The organism is Mitsuaria sp. 7, assembly GCF_001653795.1.
Classification (GTDB): Bacteria; Pseudomonadota; Gammaproteobacteria; order Burkholderiales; family Burkholderiaceae_C; genus Roseateles.
Genome location: NZ_CP011514.1, coordinates 3194320 through 3220127, shown reverse-complemented (window position 1 = coordinate 3220127; position 25808 = coordinate 3194320). Strand labels below are relative to the sequence as shown.

The 25808-nt window shown below is 67.3% G+C and carries 18 protein-coding genes; 12 read left to right on the top strand and 6 right to left on the bottom strand.

From position 1 onward, the window contains the following. Positions 1-14: 14 nt before the first annotated feature. Positions 15-791, bottom strand: coding sequence for a glutamate racemase (murI, locus tag ABE85_RS14085; RefSeq protein WP_067282720.1), 777 nt, complete (start codon positions 789-791; stop codon positions 15-17). A gap of 354 nt (positions 792-1145) precedes the next feature. On the opposite strand from murI, the gene ABE85_RS14080 reads away from it, so the two are divergent. From ABE85_RS14080 to ABE85_RS14055, 6 genes are all read left to right on the top strand, one after another. Beyond that, positions 1146-1901, top strand: coding sequence for an electron transfer flavoprotein subunit beta/FixA family protein (locus tag ABE85_RS14080; protein WP_067275619.1), 756 nt, complete (start codon positions 1146-1148; stop codon positions 1899-1901). Between the two features lie 28 nt (positions 1902-1929). Continuing rightward, complete coding sequence (locus ABE85_RS14075; protein ID WP_067275615.1) at positions 1930-2859, top strand: electron transfer flavoprotein subunit alpha/FixB family protein; 930 nt, start codon at positions 1930-1932, stop codon at positions 2857-2859. Between the two features lie 101 nt (positions 2860-2960). Next, positions 2961-4754 carry an acyl-CoA dehydrogenase gene (locus ABE85_RS14070; protein ID WP_067275612.1) on the top strand — a complete coding sequence of 598 codons (1794 nt, stop codon included), beginning with the start codon at positions 2961-2963 and terminating at the stop codon, positions 4752-4754. A gap of 38 nt (positions 4755-4792) precedes the next feature. Further along, positions 4793-5746 carry a nitronate monooxygenase family protein gene (locus ABE85_RS14065; protein WP_067275609.1) on the top strand — a complete coding sequence of 318 codons (954 nt, stop codon included), beginning with the start codon at positions 4793-4795 and terminating at the stop codon, positions 5744-5746. Between the two features lie 402 nt (positions 5747-6148). After that, positions 6149-7690 (top strand): methyl-accepting chemotaxis protein, encoded by a 1542-nt coding sequence (locus ABE85_RS28655; protein ID WP_067275605.1) that lies wholly within the window; start codon positions 6149-6151, stop codon positions 7688-7690. A 289-nt stretch (positions 7691-7979) separates the two neighbouring features. After that, positions 7980-10772, top strand: a complete 2793-nt coding sequence (locus ABE85_RS14055; protein WP_082938606.1) for a 2-oxoglutarate dehydrogenase E1 component — start codon at positions 7980-7982, stop codon at positions 10770-10772. A gap of 258 nt (positions 10773-11030) precedes the next feature. On the opposite strand, the gene ABE85_RS27595 is transcribed toward ABE85_RS14055, so the two are convergent. Further along, positions 11031-11456, bottom strand: coding sequence for a hypothetical protein (locus tag ABE85_RS27595; RefSeq protein WP_157522386.1), 426 nt, complete (start codon positions 11454-11456; stop codon positions 11031-11033). A 20-nt stretch (positions 11457-11476) separates the two neighbouring features. On the opposite strand from ABE85_RS27595, the gene ABE85_RS14045 reads away from it, so the two are divergent. Then, the gene (locus ABE85_RS14045) at positions 11477-12061 is read left to right on the top strand and encodes a type II TA system antitoxin MqsA family protein (RefSeq protein ID WP_082938605.1); all 585 of its coding nucleotides are present in this window, start codon (positions 11477-11479) and stop codon (positions 12059-12061) included. A gap of 33 nt (positions 12062-12094) precedes the next feature. On the opposite strand, the gene ABE85_RS14040 is transcribed toward ABE85_RS14045, so the two are convergent. From ABE85_RS14040 to ABE85_RS14030, 3 genes are all read right to left on the bottom strand, one after another. Beyond that, a complete protein-coding gene (locus ABE85_RS14040) occupies positions 12095-13720 on the bottom strand; it encodes an ABC transporter substrate-binding protein (protein WP_082938604.1) in 1626 nt (541 codons plus the stop codon). A gap of 176 nt (positions 13721-13896) precedes the next feature. Then, entirely contained in the window at positions 13897-15549 is a 1653-nt protein-coding gene (locus ABE85_RS14035; protein ID WP_082938603.1) for an ABC transporter substrate-binding protein, read from the bottom strand. Between the two features lie 70 nt (positions 15550-15619). Further along, complete coding sequence (locus ABE85_RS14030) at positions 15620-16030, bottom strand: hypothetical protein (RefSeq protein ID WP_067275597.1); 411 nt, start codon at positions 16028-16030, stop codon at positions 15620-15622. A gap of 96 nt (positions 16031-16126) precedes the next feature. Between ABE85_RS14030 and ABE85_RS14025 the strand changes: the two genes are divergently transcribed. Continuing rightward, the gene (locus ABE85_RS14025) at positions 16127-17254 is read left to right on the top strand and encodes a branched-chain amino acid ABC transporter substrate-binding protein (RefSeq protein ID WP_067275592.1); all 1128 of its coding nucleotides are present in this window, start codon (positions 16127-16129) and stop codon (positions 17252-17254) included. A 203-nt stretch (positions 17255-17457) separates the two neighbouring features. Here ABE85_RS14025 and ABE85_RS14020 read toward each other — a convergent pair whose 3' ends face one another. Beyond that, the gene (locus ABE85_RS14020; RefSeq protein ID WP_067275588.1) at positions 17458-18300 is read right to left on the bottom strand and encodes a 2OG-Fe(II) oxygenase family protein; all 843 of its coding nucleotides are present in this window, start codon (positions 18298-18300) and stop codon (positions 17458-17460) included. A gap of 364 nt (positions 18301-18664) precedes the next feature. Between ABE85_RS14020 and ABE85_RS14015 the strand changes: the two genes are divergently transcribed. From ABE85_RS14015 to zapE, 4 genes are all read left to right on the top strand, one after another. Further along, positions 18665-21517, top strand: coding sequence for a 2-oxoglutarate dehydrogenase E1 component (locus tag ABE85_RS14015; RefSeq protein WP_067275585.1), 2853 nt, complete (start codon positions 18665-18667; stop codon positions 21515-21517). A 115-nt stretch (positions 21518-21632) separates the two neighbouring features. Further along, positions 21633-22901: a 2-oxoglutarate dehydrogenase complex dihydrolipoyllysine-residue succinyltransferase gene (gene odhB, locus ABE85_RS14010; RefSeq protein WP_067275581.1), complete on the top strand. Its 1269-nt coding sequence runs from the start codon at positions 21633-21635 to the stop codon at positions 22899-22901. A gap of 154 nt (positions 22902-23055) precedes the next feature. Continuing rightward, complete coding sequence (lpdA, locus tag ABE85_RS14005; RefSeq protein ID WP_067275577.1) at positions 23056-24483, top strand: dihydrolipoyl dehydrogenase; 1428 nt, start codon at positions 23056-23058, stop codon at positions 24481-24483. Between the two features lie 127 nt (positions 24484-24610). Further along, on the top strand, positions 24611-25711 hold the full coding sequence (zapE, locus tag ABE85_RS14000; protein ID WP_067275573.1) for a cell division protein ZapE: 1101 nt from the start codon (positions 24611-24613) through the stop codon (positions 25709-25711). Positions 25712-25808 lie beyond the last annotated feature (97 nt).

Here is a 25808-nt window from a genome sequence, read left to right as displayed (position 1 = left end):
GCGCCGCGCGATGTTCAGGCCGCGATGCGTGTCGCCGTGACGTCGCGCCAGCCGAGCGCCTCGCGCGCCAGATGCTGCAGCGGCAAGGGATCGCCGGTGCTTTCGAGCACGATCGCCGCGGGCCCTGACGCGACCGGGCCGAGGCTTTCCCACACGCGCCTGGCCTGACGCGCCACGGCGTCCTCGATGTTGAGCAACTGCACGCCGTCGCCGAGCGCCGCCTGGATGCGCGACTGCACCAGCGGGTAGTGGGTGCAGCCGAGCAGCACCGTGTCGACGCCCCGCTGCCGCAGCGGCTCGCAGAAGCGCTCGATCAGGTCGCCGAGTTCGGCACTGCGCAGATCGCCGCGCTCGATCAGCGTGACGAGGCCGGGGCAGGGTTGGCTGATCAGTTCGACGTCGCTGGCATGCGCCGCGACGAGTTGTTCGAAACGCCGGCTCGCGATCGTCGCCGTCGTCGCCATCACCCCGATGCGGCCGTTACGCGTCGCCGCCACGGCGGGTTTCACGCCCGGCTCGATGCCCACGACCGGCCAGTCCGGCCAGCGTTCGCGCATCGCCTGGACGGCGTGCGCGGTCGCCGTATTGCACGCCACGACCGCCATCCGGGCGCCGACGTCCCGCAGGCGCTCGGCGACCCGCACGCTGCGCTCGACGATGTACTCGCTGCTCCTGTCCCCATACGGTGCGTGGGCCGTGTCCGCGACGTAATGCAGCGGCACATTGGGCAACTGCTCGCGCAGCGCCTTCAGCACGGTCAGTCCGCCGACGCCGGAATCGAAGACCCCGATGCAGGGGACGCGAGGGACGGCGTCGAGGACGCTTGCGGGAGAGGTCGAAGGAGAGGAGAGCGGAGGCACAGAACTCGCGGGCGTGATCGTGGGGTTGGGATCGGGCGACGTGTCGGGAGCGCAGTCTAGAGGAATCCCTCATTCCTGCCGTGAACCGCTTGGCAGCCGGCAATCGATGGCTAGAATAGAACGATCGTTCGTTTTATTTTCGAGCCGGCGCCGAGGAGACGCTCGCGGTTTTCCGGGATGCCCGGGACGGGAGCAGGGGTGCATGACGGCTGGGAGACACGGGAGCGCCCCGGGGCTCCCATAGAATCTGATTAACGTTAACGTCAATCCGCTTGGAGTGCTTCGATGAAGGTATTGGTCCCCGTCAAACGAGTCGTCGATTACAACGTCAAGGTGCGCGTCAAGAGTGACGGGACCGGCGTGGACATCGCCAACGTGAAGATGTCCATGAACCCCTTCGACGAGATCGCCGTCGAGGAGGCCGTCCGCCTGAAGGAGAAGGGCGTGGTCACCGAAGTGATCGCCGTCTCCTGCGGCGTCACGCAGTGCCAGGAAACGCTGCGCACCGCGATGGCCATCGGCGCCGACCGCGCGATCCTGGTCGAGACCCCCGCCGACCTCGAACTGCAGCCGCTGGCCGTGGCCAAGCTGCTGAAGGCGCTGGTCGACAAGGAACAGCCGCAGCTGGTGATCCTGGGCAAGCAGGCCATCGACGACGATTGCAACCAGACCGGCCAGATGCTGGCCGCGCTGACGGGCCTGCCGCAAGGCACGTTCGCGTCGAAGGTGGAAGTCGCCGACGGCAAGGTCAAGGTGACGCGTGAAGTCGACGGCGGCCTGGAGACGGTCAGCCTGACGCTGCCGGCGGTCGTGACGACCGACCTGCGCCTGAACGAGCCGCGTTACGTGACGCTGCCCAACATCATGAAGGCCAAGAAGAAGCAGCTCGACGTGGTCAAGCCTGCCGACCTGGGCGTGGACGTGACGCCGCGCATCAAGACGCTGTCGGTCGCCGAGCCGGCCAAGCGCAGCGCCGGCATCAAGGTGCCCGACGTGGCCACGCTGGTCACCAAGCTGAAGACCGAGGCCAAGGTCATCTGAGCCCCAGAAAAAGATCCGGAGATAAGACATGACCATCCTCGTCATCGCTGAACACGACAACGCCTCGCTCAAGGGCGCCACGCACCACGTCGTCACCGCCGCTGCCGCCATCGGCGGCGATGTTCACGTGCTGGTCGTCGGCTCGAACGCCGGCGCCGCCGCGCAGTCCGCCGCGAAGATCTCGGGCGTCGCCAAGGTCCTGCACGCCGACGGCGCGCAGTTCGCCGACGGCCTGGCCGAGAACGTCGCCGCCCAGGTGATCGCCATCGCCAAGGACTACTCGCACCTGCTGTTCCCGGCGACCGCCGCCGGCAAGAACGTCGCGCCGCGCGTCGCCGCGCTGCTGGACGTCGGCCAGGTGAGCGACATCACCAAGGTCGTCAGCCCCGATACCTTCGAGCGCCCGATCTACGCCGGCAACGCGATCGCGACCGTGCAGTCGACGGACGCCGTCAAGGTGATCACCGTGCGCACGACCGGCTTCGACTCCGCGGTCGAAGGCGGCAGCGCCGCCGTTGAATCGCTGTCCGGCGTGGCCGACAGCGGCAAGAGCAGCTTCGTCGGCCGTGAGGTCACGAAGAGCGATCGCCCCGAGCTGACCGCCGCGAAGATCATCGTGTCGGGCGGCCGCGCGCTGGGCAGCAGCGACAAGTTCAATGAAGTGCTGACCCCGCTGGCCGACAAGCTGAACGCCGCGCTGGGCGCCTCGCGCGCCGCGGTGGACGCGGGCTACGCGCCCAACGACTGGCAGGTCGGACAGACCGGCAAGATCGTCGCGCCGCAGTTGTACATCGCCGCCGGCATCTCCGGCGCGATCCAGCATCTGGCCGGCATGAAGGACTCCAAGGTGATCGTCGCGATCAACAAGGACCCGGAAGCGCCGATCTTCTCGGTGGCCGACTACGGCCTGGAAGCCGACCTGTTCGTGGCCGTGCCCGAACTGGTGAAGGCGCTCTGATCGATCGCTGAATACCGCGACCGCATCGAACGGTCGCCGACAAGACCAAGGGCGCCCGCCGACGACGCGCGGCGCCCTTTTTTCATCCGGAGACAAGCCCCATGACCTACCGCGCCCCGATCAAGGACATGCTGTTCAACATGCAGGCCCTGGCCGGCCTGCAGACGCTGGCCGAGCAGATCCCCGCGTTCGCCGATCACGGCCTGGACACCGCGCAGGCGGTGCTCGAGGAATCGGCCAAGCTGAACGAGGACGTGATCGCGCCGCTGAACGTCGAAGGCGACAGGAATCCCTCGTACTGGAAGAACGGCGAGGTCTTCGCGACGCCGGGCTTCAAGGCCGCGTTCAAGCAGTACGCCGAGGGCGGCTGGCAGGGGCTGCAGCATCCGGAAGCCTACGGGGGTCAGGCCTTGCCCAAGACCATCGGCGCGGCCTGCGGCGAGATCGTGCAGGCGGCCAACGTCAGCTTCGCGCTGTGCCCGCTGCTGACCGACGGCGCGATCGAGGCGCTGCTGGTCGCGGGCTCCGAGGAGCAGAAGCAGACCTTCATCCCCAAGCTGATCTCCGGCGAGTGGACCGGCACGATGAACCTGACCGAGCCGCAGGCCGGTTCGGACCTGGCCATGGTGCGCACGCGCGCGGAGCCTCAGGGCGACGGCACCTACAAGGTCTTCGGCACGAAGATCTTCATCACCTGGGGCGAGCACGACATGGCGGACAACATCGTCCACCTGGTGCTCGCACGCGTGCCCGGCGCGCCGGAAGGCGTGAAGGGCATCAGCCTGTTCCTGGTGTCGAAGTTCCTGGTGAACGCCGACGGCTCGCTGGGCGCGCGCAACGACGCGCACTGCGTGTCCATCGAGCACAAGCTCGGCATCAAGGCGAGCCCGACCGCGGTGCTGCAGTTCGGCGATCACGGCGGTGCGATCGGCACGCTGATCGGCGAGGAGAACCGCGGCCTCGAGTACATGTTCATCATGATGAACGCGGCCCGCTTCGGCGTCGGCGTGCAGGGCATCGCGGTGGCGGATCGCGCGTACCAGAAGGCGGTCGAGTACGCGAAGGACCGCGTGCAATCGCGGCCGGTCGACGGCTCCTCGAAGGACGCCGCGGCGATCATCCACCACCCCGACGTGCGTCGCATGCTGATGACGCAGCGTGCGCTGGTCGAAGGCTGCCGCGCGATGGCGATCGACGCCGCCGCCGCCTACGACATGGCCCACCACCACGAGGACGCCGAGACCCGTCAGCAGGCGCAGGCCTTCTACGAGTTCATGGTGCCGCTGGTGAAGGGCTACAGCACCGAGATGAGCCTGGAGGTCACCTCGCTGGGCGTACAGGTGCACGGCGGCATGGGCTTCATCGAGGAGACCGGCGCGGCGCAGTACTACCGCGACGCGCGCATCCTGCCGATCTACGAAGGCACGACGGCGATCCAGGCCAACGACCTGGTCGGGCGCAAGACGGTGCGCGACGGCGGCGCCTTCGCGCGCAGCGTGGCGGCGCAGGTCGAGGAGACCGAAGGCGCGCTGGCCGCGAACGGCAGCGCCGACGCGCAGGCGGTGCGCGCGCAGCTGGCTGCGGCACGCGCGGCCTTCGTCGAGGTCGTCGATTTCATCGCGGCCAACGGCAAGGCCAAGCCGAATGCGGCCTTCGCGGGCTCTGTGCCCTACCTGATGGTGGGCGGCAACCTGATGGCGGGCTGGCAGCTGGCGCGCTCGCTGCTCGCCGCGCAGGAACTGAAGGCGACCGGCGAGGACGTCGCTTTCATGGACGCCAAGATCGCCACCGCGCGCTTCTACGCCGAGCACATCCTGCCCCGTTGCGCCGCGCAGCGCGACGCGGTCGTCAACGGCGCGGACAGCGTGATGGCATTGCCCATCGACGCGTTCTGATCCCGTCGCATCGAGATTCATCGAAGAGGAGACACGAGGTGGCACTTCCCCCGCTGTTCAACACGCTGCGTCTGCCGGTCATCGGCTCGCCGCTGTTCATCATCAGCAACCCCAAGCTGGTGATCGCGCAATGCAAGGCCGGCATCGTCGGCTCGATGCCGTCGCTCAACGCGCGTCCCGCCGAGCTGCTCGACGACTGGCTCGCCGAGATCACCGAGACGCTGGCCGCACATGACCGCGCGCATCCGGAGTCGCCGGCCGCGCCGTTCGCGATCAACCAGATCGTGCACAAGAGCAACGACCGGCTCGATCACGACATGGCCCTGTGCGCCAAGTACAAGGTGCCCATCGTGATCACCTCGCTGGGCGCGCGCGAGGACGTCAACGCCGCCGTGCACGGCTGGGGCGGCATCGTGCTGCACGACATCATCAACAACAAGTTCGCGAAGAAGGCGATCGAGAAGGGCGCCGACGGCCTGATCGCCGTGGCGGCGGGCGCTGGCGGCCATGCCGGCGTGAAGAGCCCCTTCGCGCTGATCCAGGAGATCCGCGAATGGTTCGACGGCCCGCTGGCGCTGTCGGGCTCGATGGCCAGCGGCGATGCGATCCTCGCGGCGCAGGCGATGGGCGCGGACCTCGCGTACATCGGCTCGGCCTTCATCGCGACGCAGGAAGCGCGCGCGTCTGACGACTACAAGCAGATGATCGTCGAGAGCAACAGCGACGACATCGTCTACAGCAACCTGTTCACCGGCGTGCACGGCAACTACCTGAAGGGCTCGATCGTGAAGGCCGGCCTGGATCCGGAGAACCTGCCCGAAAGCGACCCCACGAAGATGAACTTCGGGGGTACTGGCGCGAAGGCCTGGAAAGACGTCTGGGGCAGTGGCCAGGGCATCGGCGCGATCCGCGAGGTGCTGCCGGCCGGCGAACTGGTCGCGCGCTTCGATCGCGAATACCAGGCAGCGCGTCAGCGTCTCGCACTGGCCTGACATCCCCCGTCCGCGCCTGGCGCGCGGCGCCGCTCCGCACACGCCCCGCCTAGCGGGGCGTTTTCATTTCCGCCTTTCCCGTTCGCCGGATTCCCTCTCCCATTTCTCCATATCCCCCGCCGTACTCCGTCCGTTTGTGCTTCCGTTCACGATCCGGCGGGGAAAGTCCCCTCAGTCGAGGGTGGGCAAGCGCTGTCAATCGCCCGGCGTGCGCGATCTGTGGAGCCATTGATCCGGCAATCGACCGCGCGTGATACCGGTATCGCTCTCTATCCGTTGAAAACTTCACGTGGCTGCGATTTCACAACGTGATTCGCGATTTCGCATTGCTGCAGCCGGTAGACCCGAAATGTAAGCGGTGGTTTCATGAGCGGACATTTCGTCGTCAGGGAGAGCAAACAAATGAAATTGGCCGACGTCCGGATCGGATCACGTCTTGCCGCGGCATTCGCCGTCGTCTTCGTGCTGCTGCTGGTCATCCTCGGGGTGGGGATCCGAGTCATCGACGGGGTCAACGCGACGATGGGGCGGGTGGTCGAGGACCGCTATGCGCTGATCGCGCTGACCACGCAGGTCAAGAGCGTGGGGGATCGCGGCGCGATCACCATCGGCCGGCTGCTGCTGGCGGGGACGCCCGAGGCGACCAAGAAGTACATGGACGAGTACGCCGGCATCCGCCAGACCAACTCGGACAACCTCGCCAAGCTCGAGAAGATGCTGGCCGACGACGAGAGCAAGCAGCTCTTCGCCGAGCAGTCGACGGCGCGCAAGGACTACGGCGCGCTGGTGCGCAAGATCTTCGACCTGCTGGCCGCCGGCGACCGCGACGGCGCGATGGCGGTCTACCAGGACCAGATGGCCGGCCCGCAGGCGCGCTACTACGCGCTGATCGACAAGATGGTCGACTTCCAGGCCGCGCGCATGGCCGCGGACGTGGCCGAGGCCAACGAGCGCTCGCAGGGCGCCAAGCTCGACATGATCGTCGCGTCCGCGCTGGCCTTGCTGCTGGGCGTGGCGACGGCCTTCTTCATCACGCGCTCGATCACGCAGCCGATCGAGGGCGCCATCGAGCTGGCCGAGCGCGTCGCCGCCGGCGACCTGACCTACCGCATCCGCGCCAACGGCAAGGACGAGGTGGCCCGGCTGATGTCCGCGCTGCAGAACATGGTCGAGAACCTGCACCGCATCGTCACGGAAGTCCGCACCGGCGCGGACACGATCGCCCACGCGGCGCTGGAGGTCGCGCAGGGCAACCAGGACCTGGCGGCGCGCACCGAGCAGCAGGCCGCGGCGCTGGAGGAAACCGCGTCGGCGATGGAGCAGCTGACGGCGTCGGTGCGCATGAGCGCCGACAACGCCGGCGAGGCCGACCGCTCCGCGTCGTCGGCCTCCGGCATCGCCACGCAGGGCGGCGAGGTCGTGGGCCAGGTCGTGCAGACGATGAGCTCGATCTCCGCCGCCTCGCGTCGCATCGTCGAGATCATCGGCGTCATCGACGGCATCGCGTTCCAGACCAACATCCTGGCGCTCAACGCGGCGGTGGAGGCGGCGCGCGCCGGCGAGCAGGGTCGCGGCTTCGCGGTCGTGGCGTCGGAGGTGCGCAGCCTGGCGCAGCGCAGCGCGACGGCGGCCAAGGAGATCAAGCGGCTCATCGACGACTCGGTGTCGCAGGTCGAGGCCGGCGGCCGCATGGTCGAGCAGGCCGGCCAGACGATGCAGCAGGTCGTGGGCAGCATCCGGCACGTGAGCCACATCGTGACCGAGATCAGCGCGTCCAGCCGCGAACAGAGCGCGGGCATCGAGCAGGTCAACGCCGCGGTCGTGCAGATGGACGACTCGACGCAGAAGAACGCCTCGATGGTCGAGCAGAGCACCGCCGCGGCGCGCGCGCTGCAGGAGCAGGCGCATCAGCTCAACGACGCCGTGCGAGCCTTCGCGCTGTGAGCACGCCGTGCGCGAGCGACGCATCGACGCATGAGCGCGTCGTGATCGCCGCGTCCTGAATCCGCGAGCGACGGCCCCGCGCCGTCGCTCCAGGTTGGAGGGGACTGGAGACAGGACCGGCCGCAGAGCCGGAGGTCACGCAGTCCGGGAGGATCCGACCGCCGTTCCATCGCAGGCCCGCGCGGGCCGCGAGGGACAGGCACAGGTGCCGCAGAGCGCCGGGGGGCGCCCGGAGGCGTGACGAGCAGGGCTCATCCGAGCCGCGTCAGTCAACGTCAAGGGAGTCGACATGTCCGTGAACACCTCGTTCGGGCTCTACGCCTGGGCGCTCCGCTGCCGTTTCGATCGCGACACCGATCCGTCGGACGCGAGCGCACCGTCAACCGCATCACCGTCCTCATCACCGTCCTCTTCACCGCCCGATTCACCGCCTGATTCAACGCCTGATTCAACGCGCCTGCGGCCCGGCATCGCCGCGCTGATCGACGCGTTCCGCGAGCAGGGGCATCGCCACGCGCGGCTCGATCCGATGCTCGATCCGATGGGTGATGCACCTGGCGGATCGGGCGTCATCGACGCCTTCGACCTCTCGCGCTTCGGTCTTGTCGCCGGCGACGCGGTGGCGGATGACGGGGCCACGGTCCTCGGCGTCGCCGAGGCCGCCGCGCTGCACCGCCGGTTGGGCACGCTGTACTGCGGCGCCTTGACGCTCGACCTGAGCGCGATGCGCGACGAGTCCCGCCGCGCGTGGTGGCGCGCGCGTTTCGAGTCGGACGACGCGCCGCTGCCGGCCGAAGCGGCGCGTGCGTTGCTGCGCCGGCTGGCGCGCGTCGAAGGCTGGGAGCGGCATCTGGCCAAGCGCTTTCCGCACAGCAAGCGCTTCTCGCTGGAGGGCAACGAGGCACTGCTGCCCTTGCTCGACACGTTGCTGGAAGCGGCGGTGGCGCAGGGCGTCGACCAGGTGCTGATGGGCATGCCGCATCGCGGCCGCGTGAACGTGCTGGCGAATCTGATGGGACACCCCATCAATGCGTTGATCGACTACTTCGAGCCTGCGCCCGCGCATCCGGAACGGCAGCGCGACCTCGTCTATCACCTCGGCGGCACGTCGCGCGTGCAGACCGCGCACGGTGCGGTGCGCCTGCGCCTGGCGAGCAACCCGTCCCACCTGCAGAGCGTCTATCCGGTGGTCGTCGGCATGGCGCGCGCGGCCCGCTCCGCGGCCGGCGACCGGCCGGAGCGGTGCATGGCCGTGGTGATGCACGGCGACGCGGCATTCGCGGGTCAGGGCGTGGTGATGGAGACGCTGGCGCTCGGCCTGAAGCCTGGCTACGAGGTGGGCGGCGTGATCCACGTCGTCATCAACAACCAGCTCGGTTTCACTGAGCCGAACACGATGGATGCGGCGTCGGCGCGCTACTGCACCGATGCGACGCGCGGCGTGGACGCGCCGGTGCTGCGAGTCCATGCCGACGATCCCGAGGCGGTGCTGCGCGCTGCGCGACTGGCGGTCGACTACCGGGCGCGCTTCGGTACCGACGTCGTGATCGATCTGGTCGGATACCGGCGCCTCGGTCATTCGGAACACGACGTGCCGCACCTCACCAGCCCCGCGCTGTACCGGCGCATGCCGGCGAAGCGAGGCGTGACCGCGCTCTATTCAGAGCGCCTCATCGCGGAAGGCCGTCTCCCTGCCGAGGAGGCGGCGGCCCTCGCTGCGGTGGTCGATGCCTTCGATCCGACGCGACCGCTGGAGAGCGCGGCGCCCATCGTCGACGACGCATCGCCGCCGCCGGAGTGGCGCGCGCCCATCGGCGATCTGCACGATGTGCTGGAAGCACTGGCGCAGGTGCCTGATGGCTTCGAACCGCATCCGCTGCTGCGCGACCAGGCCAGCCGATGGCGCGGGATGGCTGACGACGCCCGCCGACCCGCCGACTGGTGCACGGCGGAGACGCTGGCCTGGGCGCAGGTCCTGCGCGCTGGCATGGGGGTGCGGATCTCCGGCCTGGACGTGCAGCGCGGCACCTTCCTGCATCGACAGGCGGTGTGGCATCACCAGGGTCGGGTCGACGATGTCGGCAGCCTGCCGATCACGAGCGCGGGCGAGGCGCGCGACGACATGGGCGGCGGGCGCATGGGCCCGCCCTCGACGTGGACGCCGCTCTCCCGCTTCGCTTCGACGGGCGCGCGGCTGGAGGTCGTCAACTCGCTGCTGGCCGAGGAAGCGGTGCTCGGGTTCGAATACGGGCACAGCGTGCAGGCGCGCGATGTGCTGACGGTGTGGGAGGCGCAGTTCGGCGACTTCGTCAACGGCGCGCAGGTCTACCTCGACCAGTACCTCGCTTCCGGCGAAGAGAAGTGGGGCGACACCTCCTCGCTGACCGTGCTGCTGCCGCATGGCTACGAGGGCGTTGGGCCGGAGCATTCGAACGGTTTCCTCGCACGGATCCTGCAGTTGTGCGGCGCCGACAACCTCCGCGTGGCGATGCCATCGACGTCGGGCCAGTACGCGGCGCTGCTGCAGCGTCAGGCGCTAGCTCCGGTGCGCAAGCCGCTGATCGTGATGACGCCGAAGGCGGTGCTGTTGAACGAGTCGCGCAGCCACACACCGATCGGCGTGCTCGCGGCAGGCCGCTTCGAGCCGGTGCTCGACGACCACACCGTCGACGAGGCGCAGGCCAGCCGCGTGCGGCGGGTCGTGCTGAGCAGCGGCAAGGTGCACTACGACCTGCTCAGCGCGCGCCAGGCGATGGCCGGCTCGCTCGCCGATCCGATGGCGGATGCGACCGCGCTGGTGCGGGTGGAGCAGCTCCATCCGTTCCCGAGCGATGTATTGGGGGCGGTGCTTCGTCGCTACCCGCTCGTCGAAGACGTTGTGTGGACGCAGGAAGAAACGCGCAATCAGGGGCCGTGGCACTTCGTCCGCGACGAGATTGAGGCGCTCCTGCCCGACGGCGCGCGACTGCGCGAGGTCTCCCGCACAGTGACCGCGGCCGGCGCCACCGCGTCGCCGGTGATCCACCGGTGGCAGCAGGCGGAGCTCGTGCGCCAAGCCCTGCGTATCAGCGGTCACGACTAAGCAAGCATCGCCCCCGAAGTGAACGCCCCGCTCTGCGGGGCGTGTCTATTCGACCACGGTCGATGACCCGAAGAGGCCATCTCGCTTGTCTCTACGGGTTGTCTCCGGATGACTGCGATCCATCAATTCACTGTGTCCCGTTCGGAATCTTGCGATCGCGCAAGGTACGAAAGTGTTCCTTGGTCGATTCTTCGCCGCCATAAGCCGCGGGCGTGATCGCCGGCGGCAGCTGATCGAGGACTTATCACAGTGATAAACTCAAATCCGAATCTTAGGAATGCCCGTTTCACGCATCTCCCAGATTTCGACGATGCAGGCGGTCAAAGCAGGAGCATCCAGCGAGGGCCGCTGTTCCACTTGAAGTTGTTGCAGGAGATTCTGCGAGGTGGCGAGTTCGACACTGATCGTCTCCTGCCCGCAAATCGCGATGTACTGAAGGACATGCGTCGAGAGCGGTGGACGACCCACGATGTGCTTCAGATGCTCGTGAATCTGCTGGGCAGGGACTATGCCAAGTCGGAGTGGGCTCGGATCGACAGCGGACGGCGATGGGTGGCTTGCGACGTCTATCAAACGTTCTATGACAGTCTGACGCGTCGACGCCATCGGCATGCGCAACCCGTGTATCTGAAGTTCTCTGTTGATGAGGCCGGCGACATCACGATCTTGCTCGCGTCGTGCCACGGTTCAACTTGAGGAAACGCATGACTGATCGAAACAAGCCTGTCTGCCCGAACTGCGGTTCGACGCGGCTGAAGTCCATGGTGTTCGAGGAGACCTATCGTCCTCGTGGGGCAGAAGTCGTGGTGAAGCTGCTGGGCACGAAGTGCGCCGCTTGCGGCCATGAAGCCGGCACCTGGTCGCAACATGATGAAAACATGAGGCGCCTGGCTGCACGCAAGTCCTTCTATGACGGGTTGCTCATGGGGGAAGAAATCGTCGCACTGCGCAAGCGCTACGGGCTCACGCAGCAGGCGGCCGCAAGGATCTTCGGCAAGGGGAAGATCGCGTTCTCGCGCTACGAGAACGAGGCCAGCTATCCCGACGACAGCACCACGCTGATGCTGCAGGCCGCGATCGAGATGCCGAGGTTCATCAAGTGGTTGGCAGACAAGGCCGGCGTGGAACTGCCTCTGTGGCGCCAGCGGATGCGCGATGACGCCGCCGCGCGGCGTGCGCTGCGTCTGGCCGCCGAGGCCGCGACGCCGGCCAAGGCAAGCTCAGCCCTGAAGAACCCGCGGGGAAAGGCCGCGAAGACGGCGCGCGCCCCCGCGCACGCGCACGCTTGAAGGGACGGCGGCACGGCCGCCGTCCGGCTCGCCTCACTTGATCGTCGTGAACCGCGCCTCCGGCCGGTCGTCGGAGCGGTGCGGCGTCGTGACGCTCTTCTTCATCGCCCACGGGCGCACCTGGTGGTGCAGCGGGATGAAGAACACCTCGTCGCGGATGCGCACCAGGCCTTCCTTCAGCAGCGCGTTGCGCTTGGCCACGTCGCCCTCGACCTTCGCGGCATCGATGATCTGGTCGAGCTTCGCGTCGCTCAGGCGGAAGTAGTTGCCGCTGCCGTCCGCGCCGCCCGCCCGCGTGCGCGCCAGCGACTGCATCGTGTACAGCGCGTCATAGGTCGGCACGCCCCAGCCGTACAGGAACAGCGGGTACTCGAAGGCCTGCAGCTTCGGGCTGAAGGTGCTGAAGGACTCGGTCTGCAGCCGCGCCTTGATGCCGATCCTGCTCCACATCGACACCACGGCGAGGCAGATCTCCTCATCGTTGACGTAGCGGTTGTTCGGGCAGTTCATCGGCACTTCGAAACCGCTCGGATAACCGGCCTCGGCGAGCAGCTTCTTCGCGCGCTCGGCGTCGGCCTTGGTCGGGACGTCGATGTCCGGCGCGTTGCCGTTCACGCCCGGCGCGACCATGATGCCCGCGGGCACCGACAGGCCGCGCATCGTCGCGCGCTTGATCGCCTCGCGGTCGATGGCCAGCGACATCGCCTCGCGCACGCGCTTGTCCTTGAACGGGTTCTTGCCCGTCACGCTGCTGCCCTTGAGCTGCTCGCTGCCCTGGTCCATGCCGATGAAGATCGTGCGGGTCTCGCTGCCTTCGGCGACGCTCAACTTCGGATCAGCCTTCAGCCGGCCGACGTCCTGCGTCGGGATGTCGGACAGCAGGTCCACGTCGCCCGACAGCAGCGCCGCGACGCGCGTCGGATCGGACTTGATCGGCGTGTAGATGACCTCGTCGACGTTGGTCGCGTTCTTCGCGTCCCACCAGTCCTTGTTCTGGACCATGGTGATGCGCTGGTCCGGCTGCCAGCCGGTGATCCGGTAGGGGCCGGTGCCGTTGGCGTTGCGCGTCGCGAAGGTCTCTTCCTTGGCCTTGAAGTCCGGCAGGTTGAGCGCCTTGTTCTTCTCCGCCCAGGTCTTGCTCATGATGCGGAAGTCGACGAACTGGCGCAGCAGGATCGGGTTGGGCGCGGCCAGGATCACATCGATGGTGTGGCTGTCGACCTTCCTGATCTCGGCGACGCCGGCCACGAACGGCTGCATCGTGCCCACGGGCTGCTTGATGCGCTGGAACGAGAACACCACGTCGTCCGCGGTGAACGGCGAGCCGTCGTGGAACTTGACGCCCTTGCGCAGCTCGAAGCGGACCTGCGTCGGGCTGACCTGTGTCCACTTCGTGGCCAGCGAGGGCTCGACCTGGTACTGGCGGTCGTAGCGCGTCAGGCCCTCATAGGCGTGCTGCGTGATCGCGTTCGTGGTGCTGTGGTTCTGCGAGTGCGGATCCAGCGTCAGCACATCGTTCTGCGCGGCCCAGCGCAGCGGGGCGGCGTGGGCGACCCCGACCGTCGCCGCCGCGGCGGCGACGCACAGGGCGGTCAGAGCGGTACGAGCGGTACGAGCGGTACGAGCGGATCGGATCGATCCGGAGTGATTCCTCGACATGAGCGGTAGCTCCCTTGGCAACGTCGTTAAGCAAACGTGAAGTCGCCTGGATGCTAGCCGCCGGGACCCCCGGCGGGTGGCCGCTCCACCCTGGGGATTGCCCCAGGGTGGAGCGGAAAACTCAGCCGCCGAGGAAGGACATCCGGGTTCCGCGCATCCAACGTCCCGGGGATCGCTCACTTGATCGTCGTGAACCGGGCTTCCGGCCGGTCGTTGGAGCGGTGCAGCGTCTGCAGGTTGGCACGCATCGCCCACGGCCGCACCTGGTGGTGCAGCGGGATGAACAGGTACTGGTCGCGCGTGCGCACCAGCGCGTCGCGCAGGATGGCGTCGCGCTTGGCGGTGTCGATCTCGCTCTTGGCGGCGTCGATCAGCTTGTCGAGCGCGGGGTCGCTGACCTTGGAGAAGTTGAAGCTGCCGTCCGCGCCGCCGCTGCGCGTCCGCGCGAGCGCCTGCAGCGAATAGAGCGCGTCTCGCGTGGACACGCCCCAGCCCAGCATGTACAGCGGCGCTTCGAAGCGCTGGAAGAGCTGGCTGTGCTGCGACATCGGCTGCGCGGTCAGGCGCGCCGTGATGCCGATCTTGCTCCACATCGACACGACGGCCAGGCAGATCTTCTCGTCGTTGACGTAGCGGTTGTTGGGGCAGTTCAGCGGCAGCTCGAAGCCGTTCGGATACCCGGCCTCGGCGAGCAGCTTCTTCGCGCGGGCCAGATCGGGCTTGGCGGGCTTGTCCAGCGCGGCGTCGTAGCCGTTGACGCCGGGCGGGACCATCAGCGACGCCGGCACCGACAGGCCGCGCATGATGCTGCGCTTGATGGCTTCGCGGTCGATGGCGATGGAGAGTGCCTCCCGCACGCGGAGGTCCTTGAACGGGTTCTTGCCCTTGACGGAAGAGCCGCGCAGTTCGTCGCTGCCCAGGTCCATCGCGAAGAAGATGGTGCGGGTCTCGGGGCCTTCGATCGACTTGAGCTTCGCATCGGCCTTCACCGCGCCGACGTCCTGGGTCGGCACCTCGGTCAGCAGGTCCACGTCGCCCGACGTGAGCGCGGCGACGCGCGTGGGATCGGACTTGATCGGGATGTAGCTGACCTCGGTGATGTTGCCCTTGTTCTTGTCCCACCAGCCCTTGTTGATGGTCATCGAGATCTTCTGGTCGGGTTGCCAGGAAGTGATCTCGTAGGGACCGGTGCCGTCCGTGTGGCGGCTCGCGTAGTTCTCGTCCTTGGCCTTGTAATCGGCCATCTGCGTCGCCTTGTTCTTCTCCGCCCAGACCTTGCTCATGATCCGGAAGTCGACCAGGTTGCGCAGCAGGATCGGTTGCGGCGAGTCGAGGATCAGATCGACGGTGAAGTCGTCGACCTTCCTGATCTCCTTGATGCCGGTGACGTAGATCTGCATCGTGCCCTGCGGCTGGCGGACGCGGTCGAAGCTGAAGATCACGTCGTCCGCGGTGAAGGGCGAGCCGTCATGGAACTTCACGCCCTTGCGGAGCTCGAAGCGGACCTGCGTCGGGCTGATCTGCGTCCACTTCGTGGCCAGGCAGGGCTCGATCTCCCACTGCTCGTTGTAGCGCGTCAGGCCTTCGTAGGCGTGCTGCAGGATGGCGCTGGTGGTCGTGTGGTCCTGCGAGTGCGGGTCGAGCGTCAGCACGTCGTTCTGCGCGGCCCAGCGCAACGCCACGGCTTGCGCGCCGGGTGCGGCGGCGATCGCGCCGAACGCGACGGCCAGGGAGAGCGCCACGCGGGCGCGGACGAAGCGGGAAGCGGACGGGAAGCGGAAGGTCTGGAGGCGGAAGGTCTGGACGCGGAAGGTCTGGAGGCGGGACATGGACGGACTCCGATGAAGCCTGGTCAGGCGGTGCTCGCTCCATGCTATGCCCGACGGGGGCAGGCGTTGCTTAGCGCTTCTCCGGAGATGACGAGGGCGATGAAGGGGACGATGAATGGGGCGATGACGCGGGGGAGGGTGGGGAAGCGGCCGGCTCGATGTCCGCGTCGCAGCCGATGCCGGCGGCGATCATGCGCCGCGCGTAGCGGCGGATCAGGCGATTGACGAGGCCGTCGGGCCTGAACGTGCGCAACCCGACATAGCGCGTCGGATGCACCAGCATGCCGCATCGATACGCCCGGTCCTCCTCGGACCACTGCAGCGCGCGGCAGGCGCCTTCGCGCTTCAGACTCACCAGCATCCCCAGCGGGCACGGTTCGGCGAGGCAGCATACGCCGCAGCCGTTGCACGGTTCGCCGACGGCGGGTTTGGGTGGCGCTTCCGGATGGATCCAGATCACGCTGCCTGATCGAGAGGACATGCACCACTGTAGACGGGGTTGAGCCGCGACCTTCAGGCCGGCATTACGTAGACTCGAACTCTCCCCTACCGGGGAAGACCTTACCGAGGAAGACAAATGAAGAAGTTCTCTCTGAAACTGCTGGTGCTCGCCGCCGGCTTCGCGGCCCTGGGCGTCCATGCGCAGGAGCGCGTGCGCATCGGCTTCATGAGCCCCGTGACCGGTCCGCAGGCCGGCTACGGCATCGACAACCGCGACGGCGCCGCGCTCGCCATCAAGGAGCTGAACGCCAAGGGCGTGAAGGTCGGCGGCAAGCCGGTCGTGTTCGAGCTCGACGTCAACGACGACGTGGCCGACCCGCGCCAGGGCGTGCAGGTGGCGCAGGCGCTGGTCGACAAGAAGATCAAGTTCGTGCTCGGCCCCTACAACTCGGGCGTGACCATGCCGGCTTCGCGCGTGTTCTCCGACGGCGGCGTGATCGTGCTGACGGTGGCGTCCAACCCGCGCATCACGCAGCAGCCGAACCAGTCCAACCTGTTCCGCATCGGTGCGACCGACAACCAGCTCGGCGCGAAGATGGCCGTCTACGCGGCGCAGGACCTGAAGGTGAAGACGGTGGCCGTCATCGACGACCGCACCGCCTATGGCCAGGGTGTCGCGCAGGAGTTCACCGCCCAGGCGGCCAAGCTCGGCATCAAGGTCGTGTCCAAGGAATTCACCAACGACAAGGCCACCGACTTCAGCAGCATCCTGACCGCCGTGAAAGCCGCCAAGCCCGACGCCGTGTTCTACGGCGGCTACTCCGCGCAGGGCGGTCCGATGCTGCGCCAGATGCGCGGCCTCGGCATCACCGCGCCGCTGCTGGGCGGCGACGGCATCTGCTCGTCGGAAACCGCCACGCTGTCGCAGATCGCGAACGACCTGAACACGTACTGCACGCAGGGCGGCGCGCTCATCGACCGCAGCGCCAAGGGCAAGCAGTTCCTGGACAAGTACAAGGCCGAGTTCAAGCGCGATCCGCTGACCTACGCCGCGTCGTTCTACGACGGCGCCTACCTGCTGGCGGGCGCCATGGAAGCGGCGCAGTCCACCGACCCGAAGAAGGTCGGCGAACAGATCGCCAAGTCGACCTACACCGGCGTGGCCGGCGAGTACGCCTATGACGACAAGCACGACCTCAAGTCGTCCGCCGTCACGGTGTTCACGCTCAAGGGCAAGGACGTCGTGCCGTTGAAGAGCCTCTGATCTGCTGACTGCGTGAGGCCGCTAGCCCTCACCCCAACCCTCTCCCGCAAGCGGGAGAGGGGGCAAGAGGAGCCAGCGCTATCCCGCAGTGCGGGAGAGGGGCAAGAGGAGCCAACGCCGCGAGTGCAAACGATCGGACTCCCTCTCCCGCTTGCGGGAGAGGGCAGGGGTGAGGGCCAGCGGCGGTGGCAGTGCGCCAGGTGTCAGGTCTTGACGCCCAGCTCCCGCAGCCGCTCTTCCAGGTACTCGTGCGCGGTGTAGCGGTCCGACAGGACCACATCCTCGCGCGGGTGCAGGAACAGCGGCAGCGAGACGCGGCTCTTCTTCGCGCCCTCGCCGGTCGGATTGACCACGCGGTGCTGCGTCGACGGGTAGTAGCCCTGCGAGGCTTCCTGCAGCATGTCGCCGATGTTGATGATCAGCATGCCGAAGTCGCCCGGCACATCGACCCACTCGCCATCCTTGCCCTGCACCTGCAGGCCGGGCTCGTTGGCCGCCGGCAGGATGGTCAGCAGGTTGATGTCGCCGTGCGCCGCGGCGCGCAGCGAGCCCGCCGGCTCGTTGCCCGTCAGCGGCGGATAACGCAACACGCGCAGCAGCGTGTGCCGGCTGTCCTTGATCATGTTGGACAGGGGCTCGCGATAGTTCTTCGCGATGTCGGCCGGCGTGTGCTTCTCCACCCACGACAGCAGCTCCGCCGCCAGGTCGTTGGCGATGCCGTAGTAGCGCATCGCGTCGTCCTTGAGCGACGCCGGCATCCTTCCCCACGGGTAGAGGTGGAAGTACTCCTTGATGTCCTTCTGGGTGTGGCCCTTGGCGGTCTCCGAGATCTCGGTGGAGAAGTAGCCGTCCTGCGTCTCCTTGGAGAACGCCAACTCGTGCTTCTCGGTCCCGTTGAAGTAGCCGAGCCAATCGGCGTAGATCTTTTCGACCAGTTCCTGAGGCAGCGGGTGATTCACCAGGACGCCGAAGCCTGTCTCGTGCAGGGAGCGGGTGAATTGCTCGGCCGCATCCGCGGCGCGGTAGTCGACGACTCGAACTTGCATGTGGGATCTCCTGTGTCCCCGGCAGTCCGCCATTCAATCTCGGGGCGGTACGCCAACCCGCAGTCTACTGCTTGGACTTGATGCCTCGCAAACGTTTGTGAGTCGCTTGCCGGTGTGAGGGTCCCGTAAGCATTCGTTCGCTTGACCCCTGTCATTCACAGGACGCACAAGAAGTGGGCGAACCCGCAACAGCACGGGTTCCAGCGTGGTGCTACAGTCCTGCGCTTGTGACTTCAGGTCCTTCCCGTACCCCTTTTCTGGCAACAGCAAAGGCGGGTCGCAATCCGCCAACCGGTCAAGCCGTGTCGCGGAAGGTTCATAACCAGCCGATAGCTCCGGAAGCCGGGGCAGAGGTGAGCGAAAGATGATGCAGCAATACAGCTCGAACTCCTACCTGTTCGGGGGCAATGCTCCCTACGTCGAGGAGATGTACGAGCAGTACCTCGACAACCCGGGCGCCGTGCCCGACAACTGGCGCGCCTACTTCGACGCGCTGCAGCACGTTCCCGCGGTGGACGGCAGCGACAAACGGGATGTGCCTCACGCCCCCGTCGTCGAATCCTTCGCGCAACGCGCCAAGGCCAACGCGCTCAACAACAAGGTGTCCTCCGCCGAGCTCGAAGTGGCCGGCAAGCAGGTGCACGTCCAGTCGCTGATCGCCGCGTACCGCACGCTGGGCTCGCGCTGGGCCGACCTGGACCCCTTGAAGCGCACCGAGCGCGCCAAGATCGCGGAACTGGAACCCACGTCCTACGGCCTCACCGAAGCCGACATGGACCGGACCTTCAGCGCGACCAACACCTATTTCACCAAGGCCGAGCGCATGACCCTGCGCGAGATCGTGCAGGCCCTGCGTGACACCTACTGCGGCTCCGTCGGCGCCGAGTTCATGCACGTCACCGAGCCGACGGAAAAGCGCTGGTGGCAGGAACGCCTCGAGGCGATCCGCAGCAAGCCGACCTACACGGCCGAGAAGAAGCAGCAGATCCTGGAGCGCCTGACGGCCGCCGAAGGCCTGGAACGCTACCTGCACACGAAGTACGTCGGCCAGAAGCGTTTCTCGCTGGAAGGCGGCGAGAGCTTCATCGTCTCGATGGACGAGCTGGTGAAGTGCGCCGGCGTGCGCGGCGTCCAGGAGATCGTGATCGGCATGGCCCACCGCGGCCGCCTGAACGTGCTGGTGAACACCCTGGGCAAGATGCCCAAGGACCTGTTCGCCGAGTTCGACCACACCGCCCCTGAAGACCTGCCGTCCGGCGACGTGAAGTACCACCAGGGCTTCTCCAGCGACGTGACCACCCCCGGCGGCCCCGTCCACCTGAGCCTGGCCTTCAACCCGTCGCACCTGGAGATCGTGAACCCGGTCGTCGAGGGCTCGGTCAAGGCGCGCATGGACCGCCGCGGCGACAAGACCGGCGAGCAGGTGCTGCCCGTGCTGGTGCACGGCGACGCGGCCTTCGCCGGCCAGGGCGTCGTGATGGAGACGCTGGCGCTGGCGCAGACGCGCGGCTACTACACCGGCGGCACCGTCCACATCGTCATCAACAACCAGATCGGCTTCACCACCAGCGACCCGCGCGACACGCGCTCGACGCTGTACTGCTCCGACGTCGTCAAGATGATCGAGGCCCCGGTGCTGCACGTGAACGGCGACGATCCGGAAGCGGTCGTGCTGTGCACGCAGCTGGCGCTGGACTACCGTCAGCAGTTCAAGAAGGACGTCGTCGTCGACATCGTCTGCTTCCGCAAGCTGGGCCACAACGAGCAGGACACGCCCGCGCTGACGCAGCCGCTGATGTACAAGACCATCGCCAAGCACCCGGGCACCCGCCGCCTGTACGGCGACAAGCTGGTGGCCCAGGGCGTGCTGGACGCCGAAGGTCCGGACGGCATGGTCAAGGCCTTCCGCGCCGCGATGGACGAAGGCCGTCACACCGTCGACCCGGTGCTGACCAACTTCAAGAGCAAGTACGCCACCGACTGGACCCCGTTCCTCGGCAAGAAGTGGACCGACAGCTGCGACACCGCGCTGCCGGTGGCCGAGTGGAAGCGCCTGTCCGAGAAGATCACCACGCTGCCGGGCGGCTTCAAGGCCCACACGCTGGTGGAGAAGGTCATCGGCGACCGCGCGGCCATGGGTCGCGGCGACGTCAACGTCGACTGGGGCATGGGCGAGCACATGGCCTTCGCCTCGCTGGTGGCCTCGGGCTACCCGATCCGCCTGTCCGGCGAAGACTGCGGCCGCGGCACGTTCACCCACCGCCACGCGGTGCTGCACGACCAGAACCGCGAACGCTTCGACGAGGGCATCTACATCCCGCTGCAGAACGTCGCGGAAGGTCAGGCCCCGTTCGTCGTGATCGACTCGATCCTGTCGGAAGAGGCGGTGCTGGGCTTCGAGTACGGCTACGCCGCCGCCGACCCGCACACGCTGACCATCTGGGAAGCGCAGTTCGGCGACTTCGTGAACGGTGCGCAGGTCGTGATCGACCAGTTCATCGCCTCGGGCGAAGTGAAGTGGGGCCGCTCCAACGGCCTGACACTGATGCTGCCGCACGGCTACGAAGGCCAGGGCCCCGAGCACAGCTCGGCCCGCCTGGAGCGCTTCATGCAGCTGGCCGCCGACAACAACATGCAGATCGTCCAGCCGACGAGCGCGTCGCAGATCTTCCATCTGCTGCGTCGCCAGATGCTGCGCATGTTCCGCAAGCCGCTGGTCATCCTGACGCCCAAGTCGCTGCTGCGCGCCAAGGACGCGACCTCGCCGGTCAGCGAGTTCACCAAGGGTGAGTTCCGCACCGTCATCGGCGAGACGAGCGCCGAGATCGACGCGGGCAAGGTCAAGCGCGTGATCGCCTGCTCCGGCAAGGTGGCCTACGACCTGATCAAGGCCCGCGGCGACAAGAAGGACGTCGCGATCATCCGCGTCGAACAGCTGTACCCCTTCCCGCACAAGGCGTTCGCGGCCGAGCTGAAGAAGTACCCCAACCTGGCCGAGATCGTGTGGTGCCAGGACGAGCCGCAGAACCAGGGCGCCTGGTTCTTCGTGCAGCACTACATCCACGAGAACATGGCCGACGGCCAGAAGCTCGGCTACGCGGGCCGTCCCGCCTCGGCCTCGCCGGCCGTCGGCTACGCCCACCTGCACCAGGAACAGCAGAAGGCGCTGCTGGAGCAGGCCTTCGGGAAACTGAAGGGTTTCGTGCTGACCAAGTGAGTCATTGCGGACGCCGCGCGCCGCAATGACACCGGCGCCGGGGACGGGCACACGCTCCCCGGCGACCGGCAGGCGCAAGGCTCCGGTTTACTGAAAAACCGAGAGAAAAAACATCATGGCAATCGTTGAAGTCAAAGTCCCCCAGCTGTCCGAATCGGTCGCCGAAGCGACCCTGCTCACGTGGAAGAAGAAGCCCGGCGACGCCGTGGCCATCGATGAGATCCTGATCGAGATCGAGACCGACAAGGTCGTGCTGGAAGTGCCGGCGCCGTCCGCCGGCGTGCTGGCCGAACTGGTCGTCGCCGACGGCGGTACCGTCACGTCGGATCAGGTCATCGCCAAGATCGACTCCGAAGGCAAGGCCGGCGCCGCTGCTCCGGCCGCCGCCGCCGCGCCCGCTGCCGCTGCACCCGCCGCCGCCCCGGCCGCCGCTGCCGCCTCGTCGGACAGCAAGGCCGGCGTCGCGATGCCCGCCGCCGCGAAGATCATGGGCGACAACAACCTGGCCGCCGGCTCCGTCCCGGGCACCGGCAAGGATGGCCGTGTGACCAAGGGCGACGTGCTGGGCGCGATCGAAGGCGGCGCCAAGCCGGCCACGATTCCCGCGCCGGTGCAGGCCCCGGCCGCTCCCGCCAAGGCACCGCTGCAGGCCGTCGCCGCGCCGGTGTCCGCCAACCTGGGTGACCGCCCGGAACAGCGCGTGCCGATGAGCCGCCTGCGCGCCCGCATCGCCGAGCGCCTGCTGCAATCGCAATCGACCAACGCCATCCTGACCACGTTCAACGAAGTGAACATGGCGCCGGTGATGGAGCTGCGCAAGAAGTTCCAGGACAGCTTCACCAAGGAACACGGCACGAAGCTGGGCTTCATGAGCTTCTTCGTGAAGGCCGCCGTGCACGCGCTGAAGAAGTACCCGGTGCTGAACGCCTCGGTCGACGGCAACGACATCGTCTACCACGGCTACTTCGACATCGGCATCGCCGTCGGCTCGCCGCGCGGCCTGGTCGTGCCCATCCTGCGCAACGCGGACCAGATGAGCTTCGCCGACATCGAGAAGAAGATCGCCGAGTACGGCAAGAAGGCCCAGGAAGGCAAGCTCGGCATCGAAGAGATGACCGGCGGCACCTTCTCCATCTCCAACGGCGGCACCTTCGGCTCGATGCTGTCGACCCCGATCATCAACCCGCCGCAGTCGGCCATCCTGGGCGTGCACGCGACCAAGGACCGCGCCGTCGTCGAGAACGGCCAGATCGTGATCCGTCCGATCAACTACCTGGCGATGTCCTACGACCACCGCATCATCGACGGCCGTGAAGCCGTGCTGGGCCTGGTCGCGATGAAGGATGCGCTCGAAGATCCGGCCCGTCTGCTCTTCGACATCTAAGCCGGAGCTACTGCGCGGCGCCAGGGCGTCGTTGCGGGGCCCGCCTCGCCATCCTCACGTAGCGCTGCTACGTTCCGGTGGCTCGGCACCCGCGCCTAGCCCTGACGCCGCTCGCTACGCTCCGACAGAGCGTTGAATGAGATTGGAGAATTTGATGAGCAAGCAATTCGACGTCGTCGTCATCGGCGGCGGCCCCGGCGGCTACATCGCGGCGATCCGCGCGGCGCAACTGGGCTTCAACACGGCCTGCATCGACGAGTGGAAGAACGACAAGGGCGGTCCCGCCCTCGGCGGCACCTGCACCAACGTCGGCTGCATCCCGTCCAAGGCCCTGCTGCAGTCCAGCGAGCACTTCGAGCACGCCGGCCACGGCTTCGCCGACCACGGCATCTCGATGAACGACCTGAAGATCGACGTCGCCAAGATGATCGGTCGCAAGGACACCGTCGTGAAGCAGAACAACGACGGCGTGCAGTACCTGTTCAAGAAGAACAAGGTCACCTTCTTCCACGGCCGCGGCTCGTTCGTGGCGGCGAAGGACGGCACGTACGAGCTGAAGGTCGCCGGCGCCGCTGAAGAGACCATCACGACCAAGCACGTGATCGTCGCCACCGGCTCCAACGCCCGCCAGCTGCCGGGTGCCCCGTTCGACGAGACCAACATCCTGTCCAACGACGGCGCGCTGCGCATCCCGACCGTGCCGAAGAAGCTGGGCGTGATCGGCTCCGGCGTCATCGGCCTGGAAATGGGCTCGGTGTGGCGCCGCCTGGGCGCGGAAGTGACGATCCTGGAAGCGCTGCCCGCCTTCCTGGGCGCCGCCGACGAGTCCGTGGCGAAGGAAGCCGCCAAGGTCTTCAAGAAGCAGGGCCTGAACATCGAACTGGGCGTGAAGATCACGGCCGTCGAGAACGGCAAGGACGGTGTGTCGGTGAAGTACACCGACGCCAAGGGCGGCGAGCAGACGCTGGCGGTCGACAAGCTGATCGTCTCGATCGGCCGCACGGCCAACACCATCGGCCTGAACCCCGAAGCCGTCGGCCTGAAGCTCGATGATCGCGGCGCCGTGATCGTCGACGACGAGTGCAAGACCAACCTGCCCAACGTCTGGGCCATCGGTGACGTCGTGCGCGGCCCGATGCTGGCGCACAAGGCCGAGGAAGAGGGCGTTGCCGTCGCTGAGCGCATCGCCGGCCAGCACGGTCACGTCAACTTCAACACCATCCCGTGGGTGATCTACACCAGCCCCGAGATCGCGTGGGTCGGCAAGACCGAGCAGCAGCTGAAGGCGGACGGCGTGGCCTACAAGGCGGGCCAGTTCCCGTTCCTGGCCAACGGCCGCGCCCGCGCGCTGGGCGACACGACCGGCTTCGTCAAGTTCCTGGCCGACGCCAAGACCGACGAGATCCTGGGCGTGCACATCATCGGCCCGATGGCCTCGGAGCTGATCTCCGAGTCCGTGGTCGCGATGGAGTTCAAGGCCTCGGCCGAGGACATCGCCCGCATCTGCCACGCGCACCCGTCGCTGAGCGAAGCGACCAAGGAAGCGGCCCTGGCCATCGACAAGCGCACGCTGAACTTCTGAGCTCCGGCTCGAAGCGCATCGGATGCGTGAACAAAAAGGGGCGGCGACGAGTCGCCCCTTTTTTCTTGTCCTTTCCAGAGGCCGCGTCGAGATGAACGCCGCCGCCTGACCCTCGCCTGATCACCGCATGACCACCGTCACCGAGCTTTACCACCAGACCCTCGCCGAACGCGGCTACACCGCCGACGCGGCCCAGCTGCGCGCGGTCGCCTCGCTGCAGCGCTGCCAGGACGAATGGGCCGACTACAAAGCGCGGCGCTCCAACGCGGTGACCAAGTTCCTGGTGCGGCCGCCGCTGCCGCGCGGCGTCTACATGTTCGGCGGCGTGGGCCGCGGCAAGAGCTTCCTGATGGACTGCTTCTTCCAGGCCGTGCCGCTGACGCGCAAGACCCGGCTCCATTTCCACGAGTTCATGCGCGAGGTCCACCGCGAGCTGCAGGAACTCAAGGGCATCCAGGATCCGCTGGACGAACTCGGCAAGCGCATCGCGCGACGCTTCCGGCTGATCTGCTTCGACGAGTTCCACGTCGCCGACGTCACCGACGCGATGATCCTGTACCGGCTGCTCGACGCGCTGTTCAAGAACCGCGTGTCGATCGTGACGACGTCCAACTTCCATCCCGACGGGCTCTACCCGAACGGACTGCACCGCGACCGCATCCTGCCCGCGATCGAACTGCTGAAGCAGAACCTGGAAGTCATCAACGTCGACAACGGCACCGACTACCGGCAGCGCTCGCTGGAGCATGTCGATCTCTATCACACGCCGCTGAACGCGCAGACCGAAGAGGCGCTGACCGCCGCGTTCGAGTCGCTCGCCGAAGCGCGCGACGAAGACCCGATCCTGCACATCGAGCATCGCGAGATCCGCTCACGCCGCCGCGCCGGCGGCGTGGTGTGGTTCGACTTCTCGGAGCTGTGCGGCGGGCCGCGCTCGCAGAACGATTACCTCGAACTGGCGACGCAGTTCCACACCATCATCCTGTCCAACGTGCCGGCGATGCCGCCGCGCCTGGCCAGCGAGGCGCGCCGCTTCACGCTGCTCGTGGACGTGCTCTACGACCGGCGCGTGAAGCTGATCATCTCCGCGGCCGTGCCGGCGGAGCAGCTGTACACCGAGGGCCCGCTGGCGCACGAGTTCCCACGCACCGTGTCGCGGCTGCAGGAGATGCAGTCCAAGGAGTATCTGGAGCTGGAGCGCCGGGACGTCGACACGCGACTGACCTGACACCTTCCCCCGACTTCACGCCGGCGGGAGCGGGGCGCGCGCTCCTCGACCCTCCCACCGATTGGGGTGTAGGGAAGTCACGGGCGGTCGTGTCACT

What these genes read in the sequence shown, in the direction of transcription:
- ABE85_RS14025 (WP_067275592.1), top strand. Translation starts at nt 16,127, where the DNA reads ATGAAGAAGTTCTCTCTGAAACTGCTGGTGCTCGCCGCCGGCTTCGCG.
- lpdA (WP_067275577.1), top strand. Translation starts at nt 23,056, where the DNA reads ATGAGCAAGCAATTCGACGTCGTCGTCATCGGCGGCGGCCCCGGCGGC.
- ABE85_RS14020 (WP_067275588.1), bottom strand. Translation starts at nt 18,300, where the DNA reads ATGCAAGTTCGAGTCGTCGACTACCGCGCCGCGGATGCGGCCGAGCAA.
- ABE85_RS14075 (WP_067275615.1), top strand. Translation starts at nt 1,930, where the DNA reads ATGACCATCCTCGTCATCGCTGAACACGACAACGCCTCGCTCAAGGGC.
- ABE85_RS14015 (WP_067275585.1), top strand. Translation starts at nt 18,665, where the DNA reads ATGATGCAGCAATACAGCTCGAACTCCTACCTGTTCGGGGGCAATGCT.
- ABE85_RS28655 (WP_067275605.1), top strand. Translation starts at nt 6,149, where the DNA reads ATGAAATTGGCCGACGTCCGGATCGGATCACGTCTTGCCGCGGCATTC.
- ABE85_RS14070 (WP_067275612.1), top strand. Translation starts at nt 2,961, where the DNA reads ATGACCTACCGCGCCCCGATCAAGGACATGCTGTTCAACATGCAGGCC.
- ABE85_RS14040 (WP_082938604.1), bottom strand. Translation starts at nt 13,720, where the DNA reads ATGTCGAGGAATCACTCCGGATCGATCCGATCCGCTCGTACCGCTCGT.
- odhB (WP_067275581.1), top strand. Translation starts at nt 21,633, where the DNA reads ATGGCAATCGTTGAAGTCAAAGTCCCCCAGCTGTCCGAATCGGTCGCC.
- ABE85_RS14080 (WP_067275619.1), top strand. Translation starts at nt 1,146, where the DNA reads ATGAAGGTATTGGTCCCCGTCAAACGAGTCGTCGATTACAACGTCAAG.
- zapE (WP_067275573.1), top strand. Translation starts at nt 24,611, where the DNA reads ATGACCACCGTCACCGAGCTTTACCACCAGACCCTCGCCGAACGCGGC.
- ABE85_RS14035 (WP_082938603.1), bottom strand. Translation starts at nt 15,549, where the DNA reads ATGTCCCGCCTCCAGACCTTCCGCGTCCAGACCTTCCGCCTCCAGACC.
- ABE85_RS14045 (WP_082938605.1), top strand. Translation starts at nt 11,477, where the DNA reads ATGACTGATCGAAACAAGCCTGTCTGCCCGAACTGCGGTTCGACGCGG.
- ABE85_RS14030 (WP_067275597.1), bottom strand. Translation starts at nt 16,030, where the DNA reads ATGTCCTCTCGATCAGGCAGCGTGATCTGGATCCATCCGGAAGCGCCA.
- ABE85_RS14055 (WP_082938606.1), top strand. Translation starts at nt 7,980, where the DNA reads ATGTCCGTGAACACCTCGTTCGGGCTCTACGCCTGGGCGCTCCGCTGC.